The sequence below is a fragment of the Bacillus luti genome (assembly GCF_009739945.1).
GTDB lineage: Bacteria > Bacillota > Bacilli > Bacillales > Bacillaceae_G > Bacillus_A > Bacillus_A luti.
The window spans coordinates 5,166,353-5,188,813 of the sequence record NZ_CP040336.1; the positions used below are offsets into that span (position 1 = coordinate 5,166,353).

General features: G+C 34.4%; 17 protein-coding genes and 1 pseudogene. 13 read left to right on the forward strand and 5 right to left on the reverse strand.

Features of this window, described 5'->3' with window-relative positions; all coding sequences use genetic code 11:
* Nucleotides 1–176: 176 nt before the first annotated feature.
* Nucleotides 177–995 carry a glycoside hydrolase family 191 protein gene (locus EUC40_RS26155; RefSeq protein WP_156576884.1) on the forward strand — a complete coding sequence of 273 codons (819 nt, stop codon included), beginning with the start codon at nt 177–179 and terminating at the stop codon, nt 993–995.
* A 91-nt stretch (nt 996–1,086) separates the two neighbouring features.
* On the opposite strand, the gene EUC40_RS26160 is transcribed toward EUC40_RS26155, so the two are convergent.
* Complete coding sequence (locus tag EUC40_RS26160; protein ID WP_156576885.1) at nt 1,087–1,518, reverse strand: hypothetical protein; 432 nt, start codon at nt 1,516–1,518, stop codon at nt 1,087–1,089.
* A 427-nt stretch (nt 1,519–1,945) separates the two neighbouring features.
* Here EUC40_RS26160 and EUC40_RS26165 point away from each other — a divergent pair, with 427 nt between their 5' ends.
* The 4 genes from EUC40_RS26165 (at nt 1,946) to EUC40_RS26180 (ending at nt 6,947) form a co-directional block, all read left to right on the forward strand.
* Nucleotides 1,946–2,536 carry an AmiS/UreI family transporter gene (locus EUC40_RS26165; protein ID WP_000542563.1) on the forward strand — a complete coding sequence of 197 codons (591 nt, stop codon included), beginning with the start codon at nt 1,946–1,948 and terminating at the stop codon, nt 2,534–2,536.
* Between the two features lie 106 nt (nt 2,537–2,642).
* Entirely contained in the window at nt 2,643–3,524 is an 882-nt protein-coding gene (locus tag EUC40_RS26170; RefSeq protein ID WP_244322211.1) for an NAD-dependent epimerase/dehydratase family protein, read from the forward strand.
* Between the two features lie 442 nt (nt 3,525–3,966).
* Nucleotides 3,967–5,037 (forward strand): nitric oxide synthase oxygenase, encoded by a 1,071-nt coding sequence (locus tag EUC40_RS26175; protein ID WP_000047633.1) that lies wholly within the window; start codon nt 3,967–3,969, stop codon nt 5,035–5,037.
* 341 nt (nt 5,038–5,378) lie between these two features.
* Complete coding sequence (locus EUC40_RS26180) at nt 5,379–6,947, forward strand: BCCT family transporter (RefSeq protein ID WP_156576886.1); 1,569 nt, start codon at nt 5,379–5,381, stop codon at nt 6,945–6,947.
* Nucleotides 6,948–7,071: 124 nt separating this feature from the next.
* Here EUC40_RS26180 and EUC40_RS26185 read toward each other — a convergent pair whose 3' ends face one another.
* Nucleotides 7,072–8,370 carry an MFS transporter gene (locus tag EUC40_RS26185; protein WP_071710864.1) on the reverse strand — a complete coding sequence of 433 codons (1,299 nt, stop codon included), beginning with the start codon at nt 8,368–8,370 and terminating at the stop codon, nt 7,072–7,074.
* A gap of 327 nt (nt 8,371–8,697) precedes the next feature.
* Here EUC40_RS26185 and lytS point away from each other — a divergent pair, with 327 nt between their 5' ends.
* The 6 genes from lytS (at nt 8,698) to msrB (ending at nt 14,897) form a co-directional block, all read left to right on the forward strand.
* Nucleotides 8,698–10,467, forward strand: coding sequence for a two-component system sensor histidine kinase LytS (gene lytS, locus EUC40_RS26190; RefSeq protein WP_071710863.1), 1,770 nt, complete (start codon nt 8,698–8,700; stop codon nt 10,465–10,467).
* Nucleotides 10,445–11,185, forward strand: a complete 741-nt coding sequence (locus EUC40_RS26195) for a LytR/AlgR family response regulator transcription factor (RefSeq protein ID WP_071710862.1) — start codon at nt 10,445–10,447, stop codon at nt 11,183–11,185. Before lytS ends, EUC40_RS26195 begins: the two co-directional genes overlap by 23 nt.
* 132 nt (nt 11,186–11,317) lie before the next feature.
* Nucleotides 11,318–11,749, forward strand: coding sequence for an antiholin-like murein hydrolase modulator LrgA (gene lrgA, locus EUC40_RS26200; protein ID WP_156576887.1), 432 nt, complete (start codon nt 11,318–11,320; stop codon nt 11,747–11,749).
* Nucleotides 11,750–11,785: 36 nt separating this feature from the next.
* Entirely contained in the window at nt 11,786–12,478 is a 693-nt protein-coding gene (gene lrgB, locus EUC40_RS26205; protein WP_000204775.1) for an antiholin-like protein LrgB, read from the forward strand.
* Between the two features lie 317 nt (nt 12,479–12,795).
* On the forward strand, nt 12,796–13,830 hold the full coding sequence (locus EUC40_RS26210) for an AI-2E family transporter (protein ID WP_156576888.1): 1,035 nt from the start codon (nt 12,796–12,798) through the stop codon (nt 13,828–13,830).
* A gap of 101 nt (nt 13,831–13,931) precedes the next feature.
* A complete protein-coding gene (msrB, locus tag EUC40_RS26215; RefSeq protein ID WP_156576889.1) occupies nt 13,932–14,897 on the forward strand; it encodes a peptide-methionine (R)-S-oxide reductase MsrB in 966 nt (321 codons plus the stop codon).
* A 28-nt stretch (nt 14,898–14,925) separates the two neighbouring features.
* On the opposite strand, the gene EUC40_RS26220 is transcribed toward msrB, so the two are convergent.
* The gene (locus EUC40_RS26220) at nt 14,926–18,042 is read right to left on the reverse strand and encodes an efflux RND transporter permease subunit (RefSeq protein ID WP_156576890.1); all 3,117 of its coding nucleotides are present in this window, start codon (nt 18,040–18,042) and stop codon (nt 14,926–14,928) included.
* Between the two features lie 194 nt (nt 18,043–18,236).
* On the opposite strand from EUC40_RS26220, the gene EUC40_RS26225 reads away from it, so the two are divergent.
* Nucleotides 18,237–19,109 (forward strand): TetR/AcrR family transcriptional regulator, encoded by an 873-nt coding sequence (locus EUC40_RS26225; RefSeq protein ID WP_071710858.1) that lies wholly within the window; start codon nt 18,237–18,239, stop codon nt 19,107–19,109.
* Between the two features lie 30 nt (nt 19,110–19,139).
* Here the strand turns inward: EUC40_RS26225 and EUC40_RS26230 are convergent, their stop codons facing one another.
* Together EUC40_RS26230 and EUC40_RS26235 are read right to left on the reverse strand one after the other, a co-directional pair.
* Nucleotides 19,140–20,111 (reverse strand): glycosyltransferase family 2 protein, encoded by a 972-nt coding sequence (locus EUC40_RS26230; RefSeq protein WP_071710857.1) that lies wholly within the window; start codon nt 20,109–20,111, stop codon nt 19,140–19,142.
* 36 nt (nt 20,112–20,147) lie between these two features.
* Entirely contained in the window at nt 20,148–20,531 is a 384-nt protein-coding gene (locus EUC40_RS26235; protein ID WP_000413281.1) for a GtrA family protein, read from the reverse strand.
* 450 nt (nt 20,532–20,981) lie between these two features.
* Here EUC40_RS26235 and EUC40_RS26240 point away from each other — a divergent pair.
* Nucleotides 20,982–22,441 (forward strand): annotated as a pseudogene (locus EUC40_RS26240) (glycosyltransferase family 39 protein).
* Nucleotides 22,442–22,461 lie beyond the last annotated feature (20 nt).

Here is a 22,461-nt window from a genome sequence, read left to right on the forward strand (position 1 = left end):
GCAGAATACAAATTATTTTATCAATAGGGATGTAGTAAATTCAAGAGAAATAAATTCTAATTTTTGTTAATCCATTGTGTTTTTGAGGGGTTTTTATAAAATAACGACACTTTATTAAAGTTTTAAAATATAAAACATGAGAATATTATTATATTAGTATAGGAGGCAATATGATTATGAGTTGGAAACGTTCCATCTGTTTTTTCTCTATATTTTCTTTTATTTTTTCTTCAAATACAGCAGCACAAGTAAATGCAGTGAATCCAATTTTGAAAAATGTGCAAAGCTATAAAATTTATTATGGTGAAGCAAATGAGCAAGTAATTGAAAGACTTTCGAAGTATGACATGGTTATTATTGAGCCTTATGCATTTACGAGAGAACAGGTTCAACAATTAAAAAAATCAGGAACTGTGGTCCTCGGCTATGTTAGTGTTTTAGAATTAGAAGATTGGCATAAATCACAAGTAATGGAGTCGGATTATTATTATAGAGACGGCGAGAAAATGAGAATTGAACAGTGGGATACATATATTATGAATTTAGCTGACAGCCATTACCGAAGTATTATCATTAATAAGGTAAAACAGCAAATTATTGAAAAAGGTATAGATGGGGTATTTTTAGATACTGCGGGTGATATTGACGATTATTTTTATGATCAGGCAGCTGTACAAGAAAAATTTAGATTGGCGTATGTAAATTTATTAAAAGAAATTAAAAGTGTTGATTCTAATTTATTGCTTGTACAGAATTGGGGATTTGAAACGATTAAAAGTGCGACTTTAAATTTTATCCATGGTGTACTATGGGAAGATTTTAATAAACGCGTTATTACAGAAGATCAATGGAGCCAAAATTGGATGCGTTATTTTAAGCAACAGAGTAATAAAATTGTAACGTTTACTGTAACTCCAGATGATATATCGAAAAAATATAGTACTGTAAATGGATTTATTTCTACAATAAATCCAAATGACATTTATGATCATTAAAATAATATTAAATATGCCCTTTGGGATCAGTAATACCCTTTTTTCTAGAGAAGGAAAAAGGGTATTACTGGTCTAGAGGTTTTCGGATGCATTAAGACTGATAATATGGAAACGTAATACTTTCATGAATTTTAACGAGTTGCTTATGGTATACAGTATTACCTTGTTGGCTTGTATAAGGAGGGAGGCTTCGTCCAAAACAATTTGCAACAACATTAGCGTGCTTACGATAAGAAATACGAATTTCATACAAATTAACAGATTCATTTAAATCTGCATAAAAGACCGCTAAATGATTTCCAGCTAAAGGATAAGGAAAGATTGCTTCCGTGTTTTCACCAATTAATACAGGTAATTTCACCGGATTAGAATAATTAGACCAATCCCAAACCTCTATACTTATAGGGTGTTCGTAATGTACATCTAGATTTGCGATGTTTACTACTGCAGAAACGGTAGCGGGTTCTCTTGTTAAAACACCAGTTGAGTAAGTAAGAGAGTGATTTGGATAATGAAGAGGCATACATATCAAACCTTTCTAAATTAATATGAATTTACAATATTCTATGCGAATAATTAATAGAGTGAGATAGGGAAAATGCATCATTCATCATATTTTTTATAGAAATAAAAAATATGATATTGAAAAGTATTCCAATACTTGTATCATTACTAGAGTACGTTTATAATCAAATAATCCTATTAGCTTTTTGATTGAATTACGTATTATTGAAAGCGTTTTAAGACGTGTTACGCTCAGATTCATATTATTTACTGTGTAGCATGTATGGAATGGGTTTGTATGTCGTTTTTCAAGGTAGGAAGTCTGACTTGTTTTGCAAAAAACTTTGTATGTAGTTGTAAATAAGAAGGAGAATAAGGAATAATATCATTTTTTACAAGATGGGGAGGTTACAGTGTGAAAATGTAAGGTTTTCACATGAGAATATATGGGTTATGTAGGATTGTTACTTTCAGGTGCAGCTTTATTTTTAAACAGCCTTGTTATATTAGGCAAAGCAGAGATGAAAAGTGCGGGTGTTTTTAATCTATTTGTGGGGGCATTACAAATTATTATTCCGTTCTATTTAATTATGATTTCTGATCAAAGTAATTGGACGGTGTATTCATACGCAGCTACTTTTTTATTTGGATTAACCTATTTATATGTAGGAGTTACTTTTATTAAAGGGATGGATAGTAGCGGCCTAGGATGGTTTTGTATATGGGTAGCCATTATTGCATTATTCTATATGGTTGTTTCATTTGTTCAATTTCATGATGTTGTTGGTGCGTTAACATGGTTTATGTGGGCATTACTTTGGTATTTATTCTTTGTATTAAATACACAAAAAAAGAATATTAATCAATACCTTGGTAGAATTGCTTTCGTGCAATCGTGGGTAACGTTGACGTTGCCTTCGCTCTTTTATTTTATGGGAGTATGGGGAGAGGGATTTGTATATGAACTTTGGGTTTATGTATCAGTAATTTCTATTTTATACTTCTGTTATTGTATTTTTAAATATAGAGTACGTTAATATATTATCTATAGAAAAGCATGGAATCATTAAATTGATTCCATGCTTTTTATATAGTAGCGTTTATAATGATAGAGGAAGTATTTTACAAATCATTGTAATGGGGATGATGAAATTGAAAAAAGTATTAGTGCTAGGGGGAACAAGGTTTTTTGGTAAACATTTAGTAGAAGCACTTTTGCAAGATGGACACGATGTAACGATTGCGACGAGAGGAATTACGGAAGATTCTTTTGGAAGTACAGTAAAAAGACTGATTGTAGATAGAGAAGACGAAAAACAATTAGAAGAGTGTCTAGAAGATAAAAGTTATGATATCGTATACGATAATTTATGCTATAGCTCGAATGCAGCGAAGATAGTATGTAAAGTTTTGAAAGGGAAAACGAAGAAGTATATTATGACATCTTCAATGGCCGTCTATAAACCTGCACGAAACTTATTAGAAGAGGACTTTAATCCGTACGAGTATGAAGTCGCGTATGGAGATAGGAATAACTTCAGTTATAGTGAGGGAAAGAGATTAGCCGAAGCAGTTTTACTCCAAAAAGCAACGTTCCCAGTTGTTGCAGTACGTTTTCCAGTTGTTATTGGAGAAAACGACTATACGAAAAGGTTACAATTTTACGTTGAACATATTATGAGACAAGAACCTGTCGCTGTGAATCATCTTGAAGGAGAGTTGTCGTTTATACTTGAAAAAGAAGCAGGAGAATTTTTAGCTTGGTCTGGGATGGAAAACATAGAAGGACCAATTAATGCTTGTAGCAACGGAGTAGTTTCTACTAGAGAAATTATTCGTTTTATAGAAGAAAATATGGGAATAAAAGCACTCGTTCAAGAAGTAGGAGATAATGTAGCGCCTTATAATGAAGTGATTAATTGTACATTACATAATGGAAAGGCTAATGAATTAGGATTCTCCTTCCGCGATTTGAAAATAGAAATAGAAAAGGTATTACATTATTACATACATGCAATGAAATAATCATAAATCCCCCGGTGGCAATCCGGGGGATTCTGGAGGATGCTGGCAATACTACTCTTACACTACCAAATTTTCCTTATACGTATGACTAATGTTTTTCGGGATTGAATTGCTTGTAAATACTTTTCATTTACTTTGGCCCAGCTTCCTGTGCCATCAGTTGCTATCCATATATGGCTCTAGTTCATCATAGTCATATTGTAGCGTTGGCAAATGAAATGAACTAACATACCCTCCTTTCTAGTCAAAAAGTTGGTCTAGGTAAAAATAATTTACTTTAGTCAAAAATACATCTATTTTACATGTAAGTCAATAGTAATCCGTTTAATTTTCTGAAAAATATTACAATAAAAGTAACACTCTCACTTTCATTTGTGACTCGTATTCTTTTTGCTTATACTGTAAAGTAGTAGCGTTTTGTTGAAATAGAAGGAGATTGTTTATGAGTAAAACGAAACAATTAATAGAGGAAGCAAGTAATTTTATTACGATTTGCTATAAAGAGCTTCAGAAAGAGCAATTAATAGAAGAACGTATAAAAGAAATTCAAATTGAAATAGAGAAAACGGGGACTTATGAGCATACATTCGAAGAGCTTGTTCATGGTTCGCGAATGGCATGGCGTAATAGTAATAGATGTATTGGAAGGCTATTTTGGAGTAAGATGCACATATTAGATGCACGTGAAGTGAATGATGAAGAGGGTGTGTATAATGCATTAATTCATCATATTAAATATGCAACGAATGACGGAAAAGTGAAACCGACCATTACAATTTTTAAGCAATATCAAGGTAAAGAAAATAATATACGAATTTATAATCATCAACTAATTCGATATGCAGGATATAAAACGGAAATGGGAGTGATAGGTGATTCTCATTCCGCCACATTTACGGATTTTTGTCAGGAACTTGGTTGGCGAGGAGAAGGTACCAACTTTGATGTATTACCGCTTGTATTTTCTGTGGATGGAAAAGCACCTATATATAAAGAAATTCCGAAAAAAGAAGTAAAAGAGGTAGTAATTGAGCATCCAGAATACCCTGTATCGTCACTCGGAGTAAAATGGTATGGAGTGCCGATGATTTCAGATATGCGTTTAGAGATAGGTGGTATTTCTTATACTGCTGCTCCGTTCAATGGATGGTATATGGGAACGGAGATTGGGGCTCGTAACTTAGCGGATCATGATCGTTATAATTTACTCCCAGCCGTTGCGGAGATGATGGATTTAGATACATCAAGAAACGGTACGCTATGGAAAGATAAAGCATTGGTTGAATTAAATGTGGCTGTTTTACACTCTTTTAAAAAACAAGGAGTTAGTATTGTTGATCATCATACTGCAGCACAACAATTTCAACAGTTTGAGAAGCAGGAAGCTGCGTGTGGTCGTGTTGTAACAGGTAATTGGGTATGGTTAATTCCACCATTGTCGCCAGCTACCACTCATGTTTATCATAAACCGTATCCGAATGATATTTTGAAGCCGAATTTCTTTCATAAATAATATTTAATATAAATTTTTTAAATTACTGTTACGTAGCAAATGGAAGCCTTTACTCTCGGTTATTTTTGGAAGAGGATTTTTGAACCAAGGAGTTCCTTATGTTATAATCAAATTTCTGTTTCGAAGACCTTATAGAAATATAAGGTCTTTTGTTTTGCTTTTTTATGTAAGAGGAATAGAAATTTTCTTTTAAATAAGGGATTTAGCATATTTTTAGGGACAACATAAGTGTGTAGAAAATTGATGAATTATTATACTTATATAATCATTGTGTTTTGGGTGTAAACAATAAAACATAATAAAGTTGTTTTTTTAGATTGCTGAGGAAGGAGGAAGTGTAAATGAGGATGAAGAGTCGAAAAACGGATTGGCCTGTATTTCTTATTAGTGGTGGCTCACTTTTACTATTTGTAATTGCGGTTTTCTTAAATAAAAGTTACGTAGAGGGAGTCATTAATAGCAGTTTTACAGCTTCAATTAAATATTTTGGTGCCTTTTGGCAAGTTTTATTAATTGGTACATTTATTGTTGCAATGTGTATGGCGTTCTCGAAATATGGAAGAGTTAAACTTGGGGGATTAGAAAAACCTGAGATTAGTACGGCAAAATGGCTCGCTATTATTATGTCTACATTACTTGCCGGAGGTGGCGTTTTTTGGGCAGCTGCAGAGCCGATGTACCACTTGATGACGGTGCCACCGATACATGAAGGTATATCTGCTGGAACGGAAGAAGCAGTCATGCCTGCTTTAGCGCAAAGTTATATGCATTGGGGTTTCTTGGCTTGGACGATTTTAGGAACAATTAGTGCAGTAGTGATGATGTATGGGCATTATCATAAAGGGATGCCGTTAAAGCCTCGCACACTTTTATATCCTATTTTCGGGGAGAAATTGCGAAAGAGTACGCTTGGAACGATGATCGATGTATTTGCAATTATTGCGGTAGCTGCAGGGACGATTGGTCCAATCGGATTTTTAGGACTACAAGCAAGTTATGGATTACAAGCATTGTTTGGAATTCCTGATGTGTTTACTACTCAATTAGCAATTATTGTTTGTGTCGTTGCTGTTTCTACTATATCTGCAGTGACAGGAATTAATAAAGGGATTCAAATCATAAGTGATTTAAATGTTAAGTTAGCGATTTTATTGATGGTATTTGTATTATTCTGTGGACCAGGCGGATTTATTATTGATGCATTTATTTCTTCGTTTGGATTTTATATAAATGAATTTATTCCAATGAGCACATATCGAGGGGATACAGCTTGGTTAGGATCTTGGACGATCTTTTTCTGGGGATGGTTTATTGGATATGGACCGATGATGGCAATTTTAGTGAGCCGTATTTCAAGAGGAAGAACAATCCGAGAAATCATCGTTGCAATTGGAATTATTGCCCCAATTATTACAACGTTTTGGTTTACTATACTAGGGGGATCAGGTGTGTTTTATGAGTTAATGAATCCTGGTTCTATCTCGACCGCATTAAGTGAATCTGGTATGCCAGCAGCTATGATTGCAATTACAGAGCAGCTGCCACTTTCTAATATTATTGGACCTGCATTTCTGTTATTAACAATTTTATTTGTAGTGACAACAGGAGATTCAATGGCTTATTCGATTTCAATGGCAGTGACTGGAGATGGAGATCCTAGAATTAGCTTACGAATTTTTTGGTCACTTATTATGGGAACAGTTGCAGCGATTCTTTTATACATGGGTGAGGGAAGCATTAATGCGTTGCAGTCATTCATTGTAGTAACAGCTGTTCCAGTATCTATTCTGTTGTTCCCGATGCTATGGCTAGCACCTAAAGTTGCAGGGGAACTAGCATTAAAACAAGGTATTGTAAAAGAAGAAGATAAAACTTCCTTCTTGTTCCAAAAAGCTAGTAAATCAAAATAATTGCATGTTTTATTTTATATAAAAAGAGGAAGCATCTCATTTGAGATGCTTCCTCTTTCTTATTTATCCAACTACTTTTCCTGAAGGGGATAGTACTTGAACAATCATTTTGTATAGTTTCAATCTATTCTAATACTTTATCTTTAGTCTCTGGGACACATAATAGCATTGTAACTAAACCGATTGGATAGATAATGAAGATGAGAGATAGTGCTCCCATTAAATTACCACCTGCAGCAAGTAAGCCGATAATTACAGGTCCAAATCCAGCTAAACCACGCCCTGTACCGAAAATAAAGTTTTCTGCTGTAGAGCGAGCTTCAGCGGGGTAGTTTTCAGCTAAAATTGCTCCGAATCCTCCCATCATGCCATTTGCAAAGAATCCAAGCAACGCACTTCCCCATAACAGTAATGTTGAGTCTGTGAATAAGAAGAAGTAAATGAGACAGTATATAGTACCACCGATATAATAGATTGTAAAAGTTTTACGGCGCCCAATTTTATCGGCTAGAATACCAAAAGTTGCAATGCCAATTAGCATTCCGATCGTAGAGATGAACATCCAACCGCTCGCTTTTGCTAATGTGTAGTTATATTTATTCGCTAAGATAGTTGGCATCCATGTGAAAATTCCATAATATCCAAAGTTCTGGATGAATGACATAATAATAAGACCAATTGTCGTTATCGTTACCTTTTTATTTGCAAATAACTTTCGAAGTGGGAACTTTTTCATTTGCTTTAGTTGTTCCGCCTCAGTAGTTGTTAAATTACCTTCAGCTTCTTTTTGTAACAATTCTTTTTTGTATCGTTGTTTTTGTTCCCATATTTTCGGTTCACTTAAACTTTTGCGGACGTAAACAGCTAATAAAGCAGGAATGAGTCCAAATAAGAAAACAGCTCTCCATCCAAAATGCGGGACGATAAATGCTGGAAGGAGAGAAGCGACTAGTACACCGAATTGCCATCCGAGCGCAACAACGGATGTCGCCTTAGCCCGCATTTCTTTAGACCATGTTTCAGTTACGATGGCCATTCCAATCCCGAATTCACCACCAACTCCCATTCCTACTAAAAAGCGAAGAATTAATAATTGCCAATAATCTGTTGCGAAATAAATGAGTGCTGTTGCTAGTGAAAATAGTAAGATTGTGAAGGCCATGGTACGAATACGCCCAAATAAATCAGCAATAAATCCGAACAAATAAGATCCGATTAGCATTCCAATTGTGGTAGCTAATGTTAAGTTTCCACCCTCAACAGGGCTTAAATGAAATTCTTTTAGAATGTAGACGAGTACGAAAGATAAGAGCAACATATCTAAACCTTCTGCTGCATATCCTAGCGCAGAACCAAATAATGTTTTATATCTTTTCTCTTTCGTCTCCTCTATTGTTGATTGTACATCAGTAGTGACGTTCATCATTACTCCTCCTTATTTTCTTCTACAGTCGCTATGGAAGAATAACAAAAGGCCTTCTCACCTGATATGATGAGAAGGCCAAAGAAGCATACGTATCCCTAAAAAGAACATACGTATTTTGTATTCCGACTTCCTTCTCAACCTCACGGGGTTGTGTTAAAGGACTGTATTATATTACTTTATTTTTAGCACTCTTCTATTAGATTGTCAAATAAAGAGGAAATTGCTATGTGTAAAATATTTCAAAAGGTATTTCATTCTTCTTGACGCCGACTTCATTATTTTCCCATAATAAAACTAACTAATATAAAAAGGAATGACTCACAGATGTTAAATTTAGTACTTATGATGATTGAACGTGTTGGACTTATTGTTATTTTAGGTTTTTTACTCTCTCATATTAAGACATTCAGGCGCCTACTTCATAGGCAGGACGGATATATAGATAAGTTTAAACTTATTTGTATTTTTTCAGTGTTTACAATTGTAAGCAATTACACAGGAATTGAAATTGCAGGGAATACGATTATGAATGAAAATTGGCTACAAGGTGTTTCTTCATCGAGTACAATTGCAAATACACGTATTATGGGTGTTGGAATTAGTGGATTGCTTGGTGGTCCTATCGTTGGAATTGGAGTAGGGTCGATTGCCGGTATTCACCGTTATATGCTTGGCGGGACGACAGCGTTAAGTTGTGCAATCTCGTCAATTTTGGCAGGAGTGATAGCGGGATATATTGGATACATTTTCAAAAAATATAACCGTACGATTACGCCTAAGTTTTCAGCAATTTTAAGTGTATTTATCGTTTCTTTAGAAATGATTATGATTCTATTAATTGTAGAGGATGGAATAAGTATTGTGAAAACAATCGCGATACCGATGATCCTTGTGAACAGTTTCGGGAGTTTTATTTTACTTTCCATGATCCAAGCTATTTTGCGTCAGGAAGAGAATGCGAAAGCATTGCAGACTCATAAGGTATTGCGCATTGCTGATAAAACGTTACCTTATTTTCGCCGAGGTTTAACAGAGGAATCTTGCAAGCATGTGGCACAAATTATTCACCGCTTTACGGGAACAGATGCGGTATCCTTAACAGATACAGAGAAAATATTAGCTCACGTCGGATTAGCATCAGATCATCATATTCCTTCACACAGTTTAATAACAGGTTTATCGAAAGAGGTTCTACATACGGGGAAAATAATGAAAGCGAAATCGCGTGAGATTATTAATTGTCAACATGAAGGGTGTCCGTTACAAGCGGCAGTTGTTATTCCACTCACTTCACATGGGAATACGATAGGAACATTAAAACTTTATTTTAAAAATGCTAGTCAATTAGGTCGTGTTGAGGAAGAGTTAGCGGAAGGCTTAGCGAAAATATTCTCCACGCAGCTTGAGTTAGGTGAAGCCGAGTTGCAAAGTAAGTTATTGCAAGATGCTGAAATAAAAGCGTTACAAGCACAAATCAATCCGCATTTTTTATTTAACGCAATTAATACAGTATCAGCTTTATGCCGAACAGATGTAGAAAAAGCGAGGAAATTATTATTGCAGCTTAGCGTATATTTCCGTTGTAATTTACAAGGGGCACGTCAATTGTTGATCCCACTAGAACAAGAATTAAATCATGTACAGGCATATTTATCATTGGAACAAGCGAGGTTTCCAAATAAGTATGAAGTAAGGATGTACATTGAGGAGGAGCTAAAGACAACGTTAGTCCCACCGTTTGTTCTTCAACTATTAGTCGAAAATGCATTGCGACATGCTTTTCCGAAGAAGCAACCAGTATGTCAAGTTGAAGTACATGCGTTTGAAAAAGAGGGTATGGTTCATTTTGCAGTGAAAGATAATGGACAAGGGATTGAGAGTGAACGTCTAGAGCAATTAGGGAAGATGGTAGTTTCGTCAAAGAAAGGGACCGGAACAGCTTTATATAATATTAATGAGCGTCTAGTCGGTTTATTTGGGAAAGAGACGATGCTTCATATTGAAAGTGCGCTACACAAGGGAACGGATATTACTTTTATAATCCCAAAAAAAGTAAAGGAGGAAGAACGGATTGTTAAAGGTATTAGTAGTTGATGATGAAATGTTAGCACGTGATGAACTAAAGTATTTATTAGAAAGAACGAAAGAAGTTGAGATCATTGGTGAGGCCGATTGTGTGGAAGACGCATTAGAGGAACTAATGAACAAGAGACCGGATATTGTATTTCTAGATATTCAATTATCAGATGATAATGGATTTGAGATCGCCAATATATTAAAAAAGATGAAAAATCCCCCTGCAATTGTATTTGCAACTGCGTATGATCAATATGCATTGCAAGCATTTGAGGTAGATGCGTTGGATTACATTTTAAAGCCATTTGATGAAGAACGTATTGTACAGACATTAAAGAAGTATAAAAAACAAAAACAAGCGAAAATAGAAACAAAGCAAGAAATAAAGGTGGGCGATGTAACAGCAGAGATGCACAAATTAGCGTTGCCAATTGAGGAATCAATCGTACTTGTAAATATTGAAGATATTATATATGTAGGGCTTGTAGATGGAAAAGTAACCGTAAAAACAATGAGGGAAACGTATGTAACACATGATACGCTTGTCATTTTGGAAAAGAAGTTACCACAAGCAAGTTTTATGCGTGTGCATCGTAGTTTTATTGCAAATATTAATCATATTGTAGAGGTACAACCGTGGTTCAATTCTACTTATAATTTAATTATGAAAGAGGGATCTAAAGTCCCAGTTAGCCGTACATATGCAAAAGAACTCAAGAAGCTGCTTCGTATTTAAGAAGCAGCTTTTGTATTTCGTCCTCATATTCCTGCAACTGATTCTGCATATTTGACGTTCTGTTTTGTAAGCGCTTACCGAATCAGTTATCTCTTATACAATAAAGGTACCAAATCGAAAGAGGTGGACAAAATGAGTACGAAAAAAGTATATAGTTTCTTATCACAAGCATTCATATTCTCAGCCGTTATGTTAATTTCTAATATTATTGCAACGCATTTACCAATTCCGATGCCTTCATCGGTAATCGGGTTAGTCATTTTATTTAGTTTATTATGTTTAAAAGTTATTAAATTAGAGCAAGTTGAATCACTCGGAACAGCTTTAACAGGTATTATCGGATTCCTTTTCGTTCCATCAGGTATTTCAGTTATTAATTCACTTGGTGTAATGAGCCAATATTTCATACAAATTTTAATCGTAATTGTTGTCGCGACAGTTATTTTACTCGCTGTAACGGGATTATTTGCACAATTCATTTTAGGAAAAGATGACAAAGAAACAAAAGATACAAAAGAATTAAAAGTTATAAACAAAGGACGTAAACACGGAAAAGTTGCATAACTATTTTAGACCATACATGGTTAGGAGGTAATGAACATGACAAGTACAATGACTCCATATTTCGGAATCGTCGTTTCATTAATTGCATACGGAATCGGAACGCTTTTATTCAAACACTCAAAAGGATTCTTCTTATTCACACCATTATTTGTAGCGATGGTGTTAGGAATTGTCTTTCTGAAGGTAGGTAACTTTACTTTTGAAGAATATAATACTGGCGGGAAAATGATCAGTTTCTTCTTAGAACCAGCAACAATTGCATTTGCAATTCCATTATATAAACAAGTGGATAAGTTAAAAAAATATTGGTGGCAAATTTTATCGGCTATCGTAGTTGGATCTATTTGCTCAGTAATTGTCGTGTTCATTGTTGCCAAAGCAATTGGTCTAGATACAGCAGTAATGAATTCAATGTTACCACAGGCAGCAACAACAGCCATTGCATTACCAATTTCTGAAAGTATTGGTGGTATACCAGCAATTACATCGTTTGCAGTTATTTTTAACGCAGTTATCGTATACGCATTAGGAGCATTATTCTTAAAAACATTTAGAGTGAAACATCCAATTGCAAAAGGTTTAGCACTTGGAACAGCAGGTCATGCATTAGGAGTTGCAGTAGGAATTGAAATGGGTGAAGTAGAGGCAGCAATGGCTAGTATTGCTGTAACAGTAGTTGGGGTTGTGACAGTAGTTGTCATACCGATGTTCATGCCATTCATTGGATAGTAAAAACTTACTTAAAAAATGAGAAAAGCAAGCTATTTGTAGGACGGATTTCTACTGATAGCTTGCTTTTTATGTTACAGTAGTGGTAAGACCTATGAGAATACAAGTTTCCTTAAATCTTCATTAATACTCTGGATAATACGTGTTGAATTAGGTCATTGTATTGTAAAATAAGAAGTAAGCTATTATATGGTAAGAGATACGTATACTAAGCTTATAAGAATTTTAATATGAATGAATAATTAAAGGTAGAAAAGAGAGAGAAATCTACTTATTAACGTTTTACTTTATAGGACAGGAGAGAGTACTCGTCGATTATGCAAATAAAAAACCTGTTTCAAAGCAAAGGATTTCAGAGGTTACTCGTATTAGTAATACTTGCTCTCGTATTATACGGGCTGCAAAGTATGTTGAATTTAATATTAATTACGTTTATTCTTACGTATTTAATGGATCGATTCCAAAAGTTTATTTCCCGCAAATTAGATCACTTTATGCCCATTAATCGAAAACTTATTATAGCATTTCTATATGTAATGTTAATTAGTGGAATTGCTATTACACTATTTAAATATTTACCAGTATTAACGATACAAATTTCACAATTGATTTATCAATTTAATGTATTTTTAAGGAATCCACCGGATAGTGAATTAATTAAGTATGCAGTTAATGCTGTCAATCATATGGAACTTTCTAAATATGTAGGACAAGGCGTAGACATTTTGTATAAATCTATTACGAATGTCGGGAAATTTGGCCTTCAAGTTTTACTTTCTTTAATTTTAAGTTTGTTTTTCTTACTGGAAAAGGCTCGTATCGTTGCTTTTACTGCAAAATTTAAAGAAAGCAGACTTGCAATTTTTTATACTGAAATTGAATACTTCGGTAAGAAATTTGCACGTTCATTCGGAAAAGTAATTGAAGCACAATTTTTAATTGCGGTTGTGAATTGCGTATTATCTGTTATTGCACTATGGATATTAGGCTTCCCGCAGTTATTAGGCTTAGCGTTAATGATCTTCTTACTTGGTTTAATTCCAGTAGCTGGAGTGATCATTTCGTTATTCCCACTTTGTATGATTGCTTACAACATCGGCGGTATTATGTACGTTGTTTATATTTTAGTTATCGTAACAGTCATTCATGCGCTTGAAAGTTACGTGTTAAATCCGAAGTTTATGTCGCAAAAAACAAATTTACCGATTTTCTATACGTTTATGGTATTAATCTTCTCAGAACACTTCTTAGGTGTATGGGGATTAATTATCGGTATTCCAATCTTCATTTTCTTATTAGATGTCTTAGATGTGACAAGTGATGAAATGGAGAAGGATGTTGGAACAAAATAAAGTGAAGTAAAGAAAAAGCATCGATGTTCGATGCTTTTTCTTTTATAACATGATGATTCTTATGCCATACTGTAAGAAGAATATAGAATAGGGGTGAAATAATGGCTGTAAATGAAAAGGTAGAGTTAGCTACATTTGCTGGAGGGTGCTTCTGGTGTATGGTTTCGCCATTTGAAGAGATGGAAGGGATTATAAAGGTTGTTTCTGGCTATACAGGTGGTCATAAAGAGAATCCAACGTATAAAGAAGTATGCTCGGAAACGACGGGACATTACGAGGCAGTACAAATTACATTTGACGCAAACAAAATGCCGTATGAAGAGTTATTAAGTATGTACTGGAGACAAATTGATCCGACTGATGTTGGAGGACAATTCCACGACCGCGGACAGTCTTACGAAACAGTGATTTTTTATCATAATGAAGAACAACATAAAAAGGCAGAGACTTCAAAAGAAGAGCTTGCGCAGAGTGGACGATTTGCAAAGCCAATCGCGACAAAAATATTGCCAGCTTCTACATTTTATCCAGCGGAAGAATATCATCAAGGATATCATAAGAAAAATACATTCCGCTATGAGTTATATCGTAAAGGGTCGGGACGAGATGCTTTTATTAAGCAACATTGGCCAAAGGATAATGCTCATTTAAAAGAAAAACTCAACGAGATGCAGTTTTATGTAACACAGGAGAATGGTACCGAACCACCATTTCGAAATGAGTATTGGAACCATCAAGAGGAAGGCCTTTATGTAGACATCGTTTCAGGTGAACCGTTATTTACTTCTATAGATAAATTCGATAGTGGATGTGGATGGCCTAGTTTTACAAAACCAGTTATGGCAGCAAGTCTGAAAGAAAAAATGGATGTGAGTCATAATATGACTCGTACAGAAGTGAGAAGTAAAGAAGGAGATTCCCATCTTGGGCATGTATTTCCAGATGGTCCAGGACCGAATGGTCTTCGTTATTGCATTAATTCAGCAGCACTTCGATTTATCCCGAAAGGGGAGTTAGAGAAAGAAGGATACGGTGATTTCTTAATCCTGTTTGGGAATAAAAAATAACCTCGCAGTTAGCGAGGTTATTTTTTTGTTATTTTACTTTTTTCTTTTTGAACTTGCTTAATACTTCATAAACGATTGGAACAATAAGAAGTGTTAATAATGTTGAACTTGTTAATCCACCAATTACTGTTACACCAAGTCCTTTAGAAATTAAGCCACTACCTTCAAATCCTAATGCAAGCGGGATAAGAGCACCGATTGTTGCAATTGCGGTCATTAAAATTGGGCGAAGGCGTGTTGCACCAGCTTCTAATAAAGCTTCACGTGTTGATAGACCTTCATTTTCTTTATGAATAACGCGGTCGATAAGCACGATTGCGTTTGTTACAACGATACCGATTAACATAAGGGCACCGATCATTGCAGAGACACTTAACGTTTCACCAGAGATTAATAAGGCAACAAGAGCTCCAATGATTGTGAATGGTAGCGAGAATAAAATTGCGAATGGTGCAAGGGCACCGCCAAATGTAACGACAAGAACGAAGTATACAATGGCAATCGCAGCTAACATCGCTAAGCCAAGTTGCTTAAATGATTCTTCAATATCTTTTGTAACGCCTCCCATAGAAACATCTACACCGGAAGGAAGATCCATTTTATCTACTTCTTTTTGAACCGCAGCAGATGCTTTTGAAACGTCATCAGATGTTAGTTTTGCACTTACTTCTGCATAAACACGGCCATCGCGGTGTTTCACTGTATTCGAAGTTTCACCTTCTTTTACAGTCATCACATCTTTCACAGCCACTTCATTACCAAGTGGCGTTGTAATTTTACGATTTGTTAAGTCATCGATTGTTTCATAATTTTGCTTTTCAGCTTCTACATATACATTGACATCTTTACCGTCTTTTTTAATTGTTGTCAGAACAGGGCGATCATGTTGATTAGAAAGTCCCATTCCGATTTGTGCAGCCGTTAGACCCATTTTACTTAGTTTTTCCTGATCTGCGACTAACGTGTATTCTGCATACGTTTTTGCAATACTAGAGTCTATATCCTTTAAGTCTTTATTTTTCTTCATGATATTTTGAATATCTTTTACGACAGGCTTAATGTCTTCCGAGCTATCCCCGTAAACGTATAGTTTGATTTCATTACTACCGCCACTTGCTCCGAAGTCTTGGTTTTTCCATTCGCCTTTTCCAGACATCTTCTGTAAATCTTTAACGACTTGTTCTTTCTCTTTTTCGAAGTTTTTCGTGTCGTTATCATATTGTACGAAGAACATTGCTTGGTTTGATTGACCAGGACTCATTGGGTTTTCGCCACCTAATGAGAATTGGATTGTTTTGACGTCTTTATTATCTTGGAAGTGCTTCTCAGCTTTCGTTGCGATTTTTTCAACGTCTTCTAACGTTTGACCTGGTTCAGGGTTGTACGTTGCAATGATCATTTTTTCTTCTTCAGATGGTAAGAAACTTACACCGATAACTGGAACAAGTGCAAGACTACCAACTAATAGAAGGACAGCAATACTTGATGTAATAATTTTGTGATTTAAAGCCCATGCAAGTATGCGTTTGTAAATATTCGCTAATTTACTTGGTTTTTCTTCATGATGTACTTCTTTTTCCCTCATGCTCTCTTTCTTAAATAAAGAGTGAGCTAGCATCGGTACGATTGTAACTGCTACTAGTAATGATGCTAATAAAGCGAAGACGATAGTTAAGGCGAATGGTAAGAACATTTCACCAATCATACCTTTTACTAGTCCAAGCGGTAAAAATACAGCAATTGTTACAATAGTTGAAGACATAATCGGGATAAACATTTCTTTCGTAGCTTCACGAATTAAATCTTTTCCGCGCAACTTCTCTTCTGATAAGGACATACGTCGGTAAATATTTTCAATAACAACAATTGAATCATCGACGACACGCCCGATAGCGACTGTCATTGCTCCAAGCGTCATAATGTTAAGCGTAATATCCATTTGCTTTATGACTAATACAGCAATTAATAAAGAAAGTGGTATGGAAACGACAGAGATTAATGTTGTTCGGATATTTCGTAGGAACAACATAATAATAACAATTGCAAAGATAGCGCCAAAAATAGCTTTACTTAGCATTGTTTCTACTGATTTCTCAATAGGTGCACCTTGGTCGAATGTTGAAATAATCTCTAAGTCTTTATATTTTTTTTCAAGTTCTTTTACTTCATCTTTAACTGCATTTACAACATCAACTGTGTTCGCATCAGCAGCTTTTACAATTTGAATTCCAATTGCTTCTTTTCCATTTGTTCGAGAAATAGATTCCGCTTTTCCCACTTCTTTAATGTCAGCAATTTCGTCTAATGTAACTGTCGGAATCCCGTTCATAGCCGCTGGATTCATTTGTGGCACTTGTGTACCAGCTCCAGCATTTTGACTACCTTGACCGCTTGCTGATGAAGGAACAGCAGGGATTTTTAATTCTTTTAATGCTTTAATTGTTGTAATATTCCCATCTACAACAACTGATTTTTCTGTGTCTTTAAATGTATATAAGCCAAGTGGTAAAGATATATCCGATCCTTTAATTACATTTTTTACAGTATCTTCACTTAAACCTAATTCTTTCATCTTATCTTTTTTGAAGACAAGTTGCACTTCATCTACTTGTTGACCTGAAATTTGAACAGATGCGACTCCATCAAGTCCTTTTAATCCTGGAACAACATTTTTTTCTACATTTTCAGTTAAGGTAGCTAAAGATTCATTTTTACTTGCTACGCTTAATGAAATAACAGGAAAGGCATTGAAGTTTACACGTGAAACTTTCGGGTCCTTTACGCCTTCTGGCAGTTTCACATTTGCGAGAGCTTCTTTTATTTCTGTTTCAGCCTTTTCCATATTTTTATCAAAATCATATTCTACCTGAATAGAAGATGCATTTTGAAAAGATGATGAACTAACAACGTTTACACCACTTAAATTTTGCAGTTGCTCTTCCATCGGTTTTGAAACTTTATCAGCTACTTCTTCTGGTGTAGCACCAGGATAAACCGTGGTTACTGTTACAACAGGTGTTGTAATATCAGGAATTGTTTCCAGCTTCATATTCAGCCCAGAATAAATACCTGCAATGGTAACGATAATGGTTAGTAGCCAAACTGCGAACTTATTTTTTAACGAAAAATTAATAATTTTGTTCATGTTTGCGCTCCCTTTGTATTATATTGACCAACTGGTCAGTCTAATACATAATATAACTGACTGATTGGTCAGCCGTCAATGAAAAGGGATGGTATAATAAAGTGAAACTTTAATCAGTGGGAATTTACGATCTGTAAATAGTGAGATGTATTATTTATTATAAGATGCGAGATTAAATTTAGGAGAGACGGGATATGAAAGAAAAAGAGCGCTTAATTATAGAGATGGCTATGAAGTTATTTGCGACTAAGGGTGTAAATGCGACATCAGTGCAGGAAATTGTGACAGCTTGTGGCATATCTAAGGGAGCCTTTTATTTATACTTTAAATCGAAAGAGGAACTTTTATTAGCGACACTTCGATATTACTATGACAAGATTCAAAACAAAATGATGGATATTGATAAAGAATCATTATTACCGCGTGAAAAATTTGAAAAACAATTATATTGCCAGTTTAATGATATACAGAAGCATAAGGAATTCATTATTATGCATGCAAGGGAAAATGCTATTCCCTTTAATAAAGAAGTAGAAGAATTTATGATGCGGATGAAGTTAGAGTCTCACGCATTTTATCGGAATAGTTTACTGTCTATTTATGGTGATAAGGTTATGCCATATTTATTAGATTTAGTCATTATGGTGGAAGGCATATGTCGTGGATATTTAGAATTAATTATTTTACAAGCGCCAGAAATAGACTTATCTTATGTCTCTGCTTTTATTTTGAAAAGAGTGGATCATTTAGTAGATGGATTGGTAGAATCTTCAGAAGAACCTGTGTTACATGAAGAAAGGCTTGGAGAGTTTCTTTGTAAATCAGAGCTGATTAAGGAACAAGTTAAGGAACATTTTTTAAAAGAAATTATTGTGTTTAAACGTACATTAGCTGATCAATTAGAAGATGATGGATTACTTGTTACGCTAGATGTTTTGGAGGCGGAAATGAGGTTGCCAAATCCAAGAATTCCAGTTATTCAAGGGATGCTGTCCAATTTAGATATATATCCAAACTTAAAAGAATTTCGCTTGAGACTTATGGGATATTACAATATAAAAAGGTAACAATGATTGTTTTCATTGTTACCTTTTTTATTATACATTGACTGTTTCTTTTTTCTGCGCTGTCTCTTCTTTTTCAATGTTAATTGTTTCTTTCACAATATAAATCGGACGGTTTTTACTTTCGTCATAAATACGAGCAATATACTGACCGACGATTCCAAGACCAAGTAACTGAATACCGCTAAAGAATGTAATAGCGACCATAATGGATGCCCAACCTGTTTGAGTACCATCACCGATGATTTTCACAGTAATTGTATATAGCAACACGATTATGGAAATGAGAACTGATAATAAGCCTAATGACATAACGATGCGTAACGGCTTTGTCGAAAATGCAATAATGCCATCTGATGCAAATTTAATCATTTTCTTTAATGGATATTTTGTTTCGCCAGCAAAGCGCTCATCACGCTCATATTCAACATATGTTTGGCGGAAGCCAACCCAAGACATCATACCGCGGATGAAGCGATTTCGCTCAGTCATTTGATTGAAAACATCAGCTACTTTGCGATCGATGATTCGGAAATCACCAGTGTCTTTTGGGATATCGATATCAGACATGTAGTTTAAGAATTTATAGAAATATTTAGCTGTTAAAAGTTTAAACCAAGTTTCACCTTTACGTTGTTTACGTTTCGCATAAACAACTTCATATCCTTCTTCCCATTTTGCAATAAGTTCAGGGATCACTTCAGGTGGATCTTGTAAGTCTGCATCTATAATTACAATAGCATCGCCCTTTGCAGCAGCAATACCAGCTGTAACAGCTATTTGGTGTCCAAAGTTTCGTGCAAAATTAACGATTTTTGTACGGTAATCATTTGCAGCAATTTCTGATAGGATGTCCATTGTACGGTCTGTACTACCGTCGTTTACAAAGACAAACTCATAATTAATATCATTTTGAAGCATAACGGACTTTAAACGGTTATAACATTCCTGTGCTACTTCTTCCTCGAAGTACATAGGAACTACAACCGAAATTAATTTTTGCATGTTGTATCCTCCGTATTTTTAATAAGTCGTTCAAATTTAATTAGTAGCTTTTTCAGTTTGGTTGAATGTCCAAATTTTATTAAGGACAAAATTGATAACCATTCCGACACCAATTGCGAAAATCTGTGCAATTAATGCATTAAAGGTAAGTTTATCTACTAATATAAATAAACATAATGTATTAAAAGCCAATACAATTAAATTTACAGTTAGAAATTTAAAGAACATTGACGTGCTTTTATTATTAGGTTTAAACACCCAATTTTTATTCCAATAGTAGCTATTGGCAACACCAATTAAATAGGCAATGGTATTCGCAATAAGGTAGTTCATCCCGAATTTTAATAATATCCAAAAGCTAATAATTGTAATGAGTGTATTAAAGATTCCTACTAAACCGAACTTTAAGAGTTTCTCCATAATAGTATCCTCATCTTTATCAAATATATAAATAAATAAGAAATGTAGAAAGAGTATTCCTACATAACAAATATTTATTATAGCATATTTTGTGCTGAAACGTTAATAAAATTGAGTAGCTTCAATCTTGTGTGAATTTGGACTTGCGTGATATTTAATTGCGCGGATTAGTTATCTAGATGCTTATACTTTCTAAAATTAAACATAGTGTGTCTATTCATACAATGTATAATGCCAACGTTAAAATGGAAATATTATCATGATTCATGTATAGTGGTGTGTGATACTGTCTATATGTTAGTGTTGAGGATTGCTTGAATCTGCATATAGATTATAGTGAAAATAAGAATATTTTTGGTTTTCAGGTATAATTGATTAATTATAAAGTACTCCAGCTTTATACAGTATATACCGGTGTTTTTGTACCAATGTTTAAAGGAGTAGATAGTATTGAAAGTATTTTTAAAAGGGTTATCGACCCTCTCTACACGTGCAGTATACACGCTATATGTCTTTTTTGCCTCAATATTAATTTTTAATTATTTTTCGGATACGCAAAAATACAATTACACAATGATAGTAACTGGGGTCGTACTTTTATGTACAATTGGTTCCTATATCCTTAGAAAAGGTTCCTTATATCTAGAGAAATTCAACGAGAAAAAATGTTTTTTTGTGTTAGTAATTATTTGCTTAGCAGTTAAATTAACGTGGGTTCTTACATACGAAATTCAGCCGTTGGTTGATTACGCTACCTTTTATTATACTGCAGTAGCATTAAGTAAAGAATTTGTTATTGATAATAATTACATAGCGTTATTTCCACATATTTTTGGTTACGCCTCATTTTTAAGTATTTTCTTAAAAATATTTGGAGAAAGTCATATGGTAGCCCCTATTGTAAATGTTGTCTTAACTACAATATCAATGGGATTAATATATGTTATATCTAGAAAAATTGGTGGAGTTAGAACAGCAATAACAGCAAGTATTTTATGGATAGTATTTCCTTCGCAAACGATTTATAACATGTTTGCATTGTCAGAGCCATTGTATTGTACGATACTATTATTGATTTGGATAATTATGATAATTGTTCATGAGAAGATTCATAATATAGGCATAAAAAAATTACTTATATACTCGATTTTATTAGCGGCACTACTTGCAGTAATGAATATGGTACGACCCATTGCAGCTGTTCCAATTATAGCTTTAGTCATATGGTTATTTATTATCAACACGAAGCACATAGGAAATAAAAAATATTATTAAACAAGGTAATATATGTAGGGGCTATCGTTGTTGGATATGTTATTTTTTCTTCGGCGATTAATCAGTATATAGAATTACGTTTAGGTGAAGAAATAGCATCAGCTCCAGGCTATAATATTTATGTAGGATTTAATCAGGAACACTCGGGGAAATGGAACATGCCAGATGCGGAATTATTATTTGAGTATAATAATAAACCAGGATGGACTGCTAACGATGCTCAACAAAAAATGCTAGAAGAAGCGAAAAATAGAATACAAAATGATAATATCGATTTTATGAAATTATTTTCGGATAAATTCTTTGTCTTTTTAAGTGAAGATAGTGCGGCAGTTTCTTACGCCGAGCCTGCACTAGATAATGTAGTAAGATACACTGTGGCATCTAATGTTTTTTATTACTTCTTAATTGTGACTTCAATATTAGGTGTGTTAATAATGATAAAAAATAAAAATAAATCTATCTTATTTATGATTTGTTTATTTACAATAGGGTTAACAATGGCACAGTTACTAGTAGAAGTGGCGTCACGATATCATTATTCGGCTACAATATCTATGATAATTTTGTCTGCCTTTGGTATAAATTATGTTTACAATAAAAAAGAGAATATAGATATAAATAAAAAGGCATGATTTCGGTATTGCACCGGGCT

Bases quoted from the DNA above. Each gene is read 5' to 3' on its own strand.
- EUC40_RS26185 (WP_071710864.1), bottom strand. From the start codon at position 8,370: ATGAACGTCACTACTGATGTACAATCAACAATAGAGGAGACGAAAGAG.
- EUC40_RS26160 (WP_156576885.1), bottom strand. From the start codon at position 1,518: ATGCCTCTTCATTATCCAAATCACTCTCTTACTTACTCAACTGGTGTT.
- EUC40_RS26165 (WP_000542563.1), top strand. From the start codon at position 1,946: ATGGGTTATGTAGGATTGTTACTTTCAGGTGCAGCTTTATTTTTAAAC.
- lrgB (WP_000204775.1), top strand. From the start codon at position 11,786: ATGACAAGTACAATGACTCCATATTTCGGAATCGTCGTTTCATTAATT.
- EUC40_RS26230 (WP_071710857.1), bottom strand. From the start codon at position 20,111: ATGCAAAAATTAATTTCGGTTGTAGTTCCTATGTACTTCGAGGAAGAA.
- lytS (WP_071710863.1), top strand. From the start codon at position 8,698: ATGTTAAATTTAGTACTTATGATGATTGAACGTGTTGGACTTATTGTT.
- EUC40_RS26210 (WP_156576888.1), top strand. From the start codon at position 12,796: ATGCAAATAAAAAACCTGTTTCAAAGCAAAGGATTTCAGAGGTTACTC.
- EUC40_RS26180 (WP_156576886.1), top strand. From the start codon at position 5,379: ATGAGGATGAAGAGTCGAAAAACGGATTGGCCTGTATTTCTTATTAGT.
- EUC40_RS26225 (WP_071710858.1), top strand. From the start codon at position 18,237: ATGAAAGAAAAAGAGCGCTTAATTATAGAGATGGCTATGAAGTTATTT.
- EUC40_RS26155 (WP_156576884.1), top strand. From the start codon at position 177: ATGAGTTGGAAACGTTCCATCTGTTTTTTCTCTATATTTTCTTTTATT.
- EUC40_RS26220 (WP_156576890.1), bottom strand. From the start codon at position 18,042: ATGAACAAAATTATTAATTTTTCGTTAAAAAATAAGTTCGCAGTTTGG.
- EUC40_RS26170 (WP_244322211.1), top strand. From the start codon at position 2,643: ATGATGAAATTGAAAAAAGTATTAGTGCTAGGGGGAACAAGGTTTTTT.
- lrgA (WP_156576887.1), top strand. From the start codon at position 11,318: ATGAGTACGAAAAAAGTATATAGTTTCTTATCACAAGCATTCATATTC.
- EUC40_RS26175 (WP_000047633.1), top strand. From the start codon at position 3,967: ATGAGTAAAACGAAACAATTAATAGAGGAAGCAAGTAATTTTATTACG.
- msrB (WP_156576889.1), top strand. From the start codon at position 13,932: ATGGCTGTAAATGAAAAGGTAGAGTTAGCTACATTTGCTGGAGGGTGC.
- EUC40_RS26235 (WP_000413281.1), bottom strand. From the start codon at position 20,531: ATGGAGAAACTCTTAAAGTTCGGTTTAGTAGGAATCTTTAATACACTC.